The organism is Streptomyces yangpuensis (genome assembly GCF_001005295.1).
Taxonomy (GTDB): Bacteria; Actinomycetota; Actinomycetes; order Streptomycetales; family Streptomycetaceae; genus Streptomyces; species Streptomyces yangpuensis.
This window is the reverse complement of sequence record NZ_LBMK01000004.1, coordinates 450902-454689: the sequence shown is the minus strand read 5'-3', so window position 1 is coordinate 454689 and position 3788 is coordinate 450902. Positions and strand designations below refer to the sequence as shown.

Genomic DNA, 3788 nt, shown 5'->3' with positions numbered 1-3788 from the left:
ACCGGCCAGCATCGTCGCGGCATGGTCCAGCCCACGGCCCATCGACCCCGGAGCCCCCGGCGGACCAGGAGGCGCAGGCGGCTGAGAAGCACCCGCACCCGGAGCCCCAGGCGGACCCGGAGGCGCCGGCGGCTGCCCCGTCACCGCCGGACCGGCCAGCATCGTCGCGGCATGGTCCAGCCCACGACCCATCGACCCCGGAGCCCCCGGCGGACCGGGAGGCGCAGGCGGCGTCGACGGCTGCCCCGGAGCCGGAGCCCCGGCCGCGCCCGGCCGCGAGACCTGGGCCTTGCTCGTCGGAGCGTCCGCGATGTCCTGCGGCGACGACCCCAGCGCGGGCACGACCGCGGTCCTCGGCAGCTGGCTGCCGCCCGGCATCAGCGTCGTCTTCGCCTCGGGAGCCACCCCGGACGACGGCGCGTCCTCCAGGTCCGACCCGGACAGCGGCGGCGCGAACACGGTCGCCGGCAGCGGCACGGACGCGTCGTCCGCGCCGGAGTTCACATCGGTACCCGTCCATGGCGTGGCGCCGGTCGGCACCGCGGCCGCGGGAGTCGCCGGAACCCCGTCGTTGGCCGTCGGCTCGTACGGGATCTCGCCCCCGCGCCGCAGCGGCACGGCGTCCGCCGCACCCGGAACCGGGGCCGAGGCCGGAGCCGGGCCGGACTCCGCGGAATCCGCGTCCGAAGCCGCAGCGGACACCGCGTCCGAAGCCGGAGCCGCCGGCGCGGCAGCCGCGGCCGGCCGGGGCGCGATGCCCGCCCGGTCCGCCGCCTCCTGCAGCCACTCCGGCGGACTCAGCATGAACGACGTCTGTTCCGAGTCGATCCGCGGCGGCGGAACCGAAGCCTCCGGAGCCGCCGTCGCGGCCGCGGCCCCGTACTCCTCCTCGTACCGGCGGATCACCTCACCCACCGGCAGTCCGGGCCACAACGTCACCTCACCGCTGTCCCGCGCGATGACCAGCCGCTGACGGCCGCCACCCGACACCGGACCCGCCGCCCGGTCCTCGGCCCACACCACGAACCCGAGCCCGAACTCCCGTACCCGCACCTCCCGGTGCTGGTACGCGGGCACGTCCCCGTTGATCCACTCCTCGGCGCGCTCCTGCGCCTGCGCAAACGTCACCACCGTGCCGTCACCCCTCATCCGTACCGGCACGCGTCACCGGAACCGAACGCGCGAATCCGCCGTCCACCATCAGACCGGCCACCGTCTCCAGTTCCGGCGGGTTGCCCGCCAACCGCTCGAGGAAGGCATCGAAATCACCGCCGCACGGCAGCAAAAGCCGCTCCACGCGCTCCTGCACCGACCATCCGTCCTGGTCACGTGCGTCGTCGTAGGGCGAGAACCACACCGAGCCGATGCCCTCGCCCTTCACCTTCAGCGCGATCAGACCGCCCTGCGCGAAGGCCACGCACAGGTAGTCCTTCGTCAGGTGGTCGCGCAGGCACTTGTTGACGTAGACGAGGTCGTTGACCGCCGCCTCCTCACGCACCGTGAAGAACGGCTGGTCCACCAGCAGGCCGAGCTCCACGTCCAGACCCGCACCCACCGGGGCGCAGCCGCCCGAGGCCTTCAGGAAGGAGCGGTACGCCTCCGGCAGCCGGTAGCCGAGGTCCTCCTCGACACCCTGCACCTGGCTCTCCGAGACCGACACCACGGACTTCGGCAGCCCCATGTGCACCGGACGCACCTCCTGCAACGGCCGCGTCCCGCGCTTCTCGTGGTCCACCGGAGCCGTCGCCAGACCCGCGTGGTGCCGCAGCAGCGCCTTCACCTCGACGGGGACCAGCTCCATGCGCCGCGAACCCGCCACGTGATGCCAGGTCCAGCCGTGCGGGGTGGCCACCGGCCCGACCGTGTCCCACAACTCGTGCCCCGCGGCCTTCATCGCCGCGTTCGCGGACACGCAGTCCGTCAGCCGCAACTCGTCCACGCCGAAACCCTCGGGCGGTTCGGCGATCTCCACCGCCGCACGCGCGTAGGCGGAGAAGTCCGGATACCCGTCACCGTCCATCCGCACTCCGTGGGGATGCCGAGCGGCCCGGACCGGGTCCGGGAAATGCACGACCTGCCCCGAGTAAGCGGCGTTGGGTGGCGCGGCCTGCTGCCCGAGCCGACCTGTCGTCATGGCGGTAGCCCCCTGCTGGATCTGGCTGGTTCACCACAGCCTATGCGCTGGGGCAAGAGGCTCCCCCGCCCACAACCCGCACATCAGCTCGACGGCCAGGAACATCCGAATTGATACGAAAATTCGACCCCGCTTCCGTATGACAGATGACATTTGGCAGGCTGTCCCCGCAGCACGGGGGCGTGCGCGCAAGCGGTCACCACCGCCGCCACGGGAGGGAAAGCGCGACCATGCAGAACACGGCAACACGTACGGAACCGGGCGACGGCACCGCCGGCGCGACAGGCACACCCGCCGAAGCGGGTGGCCCCACCGGTGACCCCCGCCTGCGCTGGAGCAGCAGCGACGGCCGGCCCACCCCACCCGTCCTGCGGTTCCGCCGGGACGGCATCCTGCCCACCGTCGCCGCCGCCCTCTCCGTACGCGGCGAGACCCTCACCGGCACCGCCGGCAAGGCCGACCAACCACCCACGCTCCACCCCCTCGTGCAGGACTTCCTGGACACCCTCACCAGCGGACAGCGCGAACGTTTCACGGGACGATGTCCCGAAGCGATACTGCTCTCCCGCCACCTGGCCGCCGTCGAGGGCGCCCGCTCCCGGCGCGCCTCCCGCAAGCCGCTCTCGCCCAGCGAGGCCCGCCGCTCCCTCAAGCACGCGAAGATCACCGCCCGGCGCATCCGCGAGGACGGCGACCCCCTCCACGGCAGCTACGCACCCCCCTGCCGCTCCTGCGACGCCCTCCTCGCCCACTTCGGCGTACGCCCCGTCGACCTCACCCCAGCCGAGTAGCCATGACGACCACCTCAGCCTCCTACGACCGCTCTTCGACCACCCGCTTCCCGGTCGCGGTGGACTCCGCGCTGCGGACCGCCGGCTGGGAGCCGGGCCGCTGGGACGCCAAGCAGGCCGAGTACTGGGCCGACGCCCTACGGGACCACACCACCCCCGCCGGGCACCGCCACACGGTCTTCCCGGCCGCCGTCGAGGCCTGGGCCGAGTTCGGCGGCCTCACCGTCACCGCCCCCGGACCGGGGCGCCAGATCGCCCCGACCCCGGTACGGATCGACCCCCTCACCGGGCTCCACCTCGCGCGCACCTTCGCCGACCTGGGGCGGGCCCTGTCCACCGAGCTCTGCCCGCTCGGGGTCGAGGCCGACGGCGGCTCGCACCTCGCGCTCGACCGCGAGGGCCGGGTCTACGGCATCGACCACACCGGCGACTGGTACCTCGGCTCCACGGTCGACGAGGCCCTCACCCTCCTCCTGACCGGCCTCCAGCCCACCCGCCTCACGACGCAACCCCCTGCCTAGCCGCTGCGCTCGGCTCCGCCGGGGCTCCTGGGGCTCCGCCCCGGACCCCGCGCCTCAAACGCCGGCGAGGCCGGTTCGCTGCGCGGCTCGGCGGTGCGGTTGCCGCTCGGCTTCGCCGGAGGTGTGCTGGGGCTCCGCCCCGGACCCCGCGCCTCAAACGCCGGCGAGGCTGGATTTGCCGGCCAGGAGTGCACAGGGCGGGGCAGGGCGCTTCGGCTCCCGCCGGGGTGGCCTGTTCCGGCTGGGCGGTGGTGCGATGGGTGGGGCGGTGCCCCGCCGGAGTGTCTCCTCGGCTCGGCGCGTGCGGGTTTGCCGTGCCGAGACGGCCCAGGTCGCGCGCTC

General features: G+C 73.9%; 3 protein-coding genes and 1 pseudogene. 2 read left to right on the top strand and 2 right to left on the bottom strand.

Going from position 1 to position 3788, the window contains the following annotated elements; all coding sequences use genetic code 11:
* Positions 1 to 1131, bottom strand: a pseudogene (locus tag AAT21_RS39285) (SUKH-4 family immunity protein); the annotation flags it as partial.
* Between the two features lie 7 nt (positions 1132 to 1138).
* Positions 1139 to 2134, bottom strand: a complete 996-nt coding sequence (locus AAT21_RS23495; RefSeq protein WP_079025909.1) for an SMI1/KNR4 family protein — start codon at positions 2132 to 2134, stop codon at positions 1139 to 1141.
* A 230-nt stretch (positions 2135 to 2364) separates the two neighbouring features.
* Here AAT21_RS23495 and AAT21_RS23490 point away from each other — a divergent pair, with 230 nt between their 5' ends.
* Both AAT21_RS23490 and AAT21_RS23485 read left to right on the top strand, forming a co-directional pair.
* The gene (locus AAT21_RS23490) at positions 2365 to 2925 is read left to right on the top strand and encodes a YwqJ-related putative deaminase (protein ID WP_079025908.1); all 561 of its coding nucleotides are present in this window, start codon (positions 2365 to 2367) and stop codon (positions 2923 to 2925) included.
* A 2-nt stretch (positions 2926 to 2927) separates the two neighbouring features.
* Entirely contained in the window at positions 2928 to 3446 is a 519-nt protein-coding gene (locus AAT21_RS23485; protein ID WP_046778902.1) for an SUKH-3 domain-containing protein, read from the top strand.
* Positions 3447 to 3788: the final 342 nt, after the last annotated feature.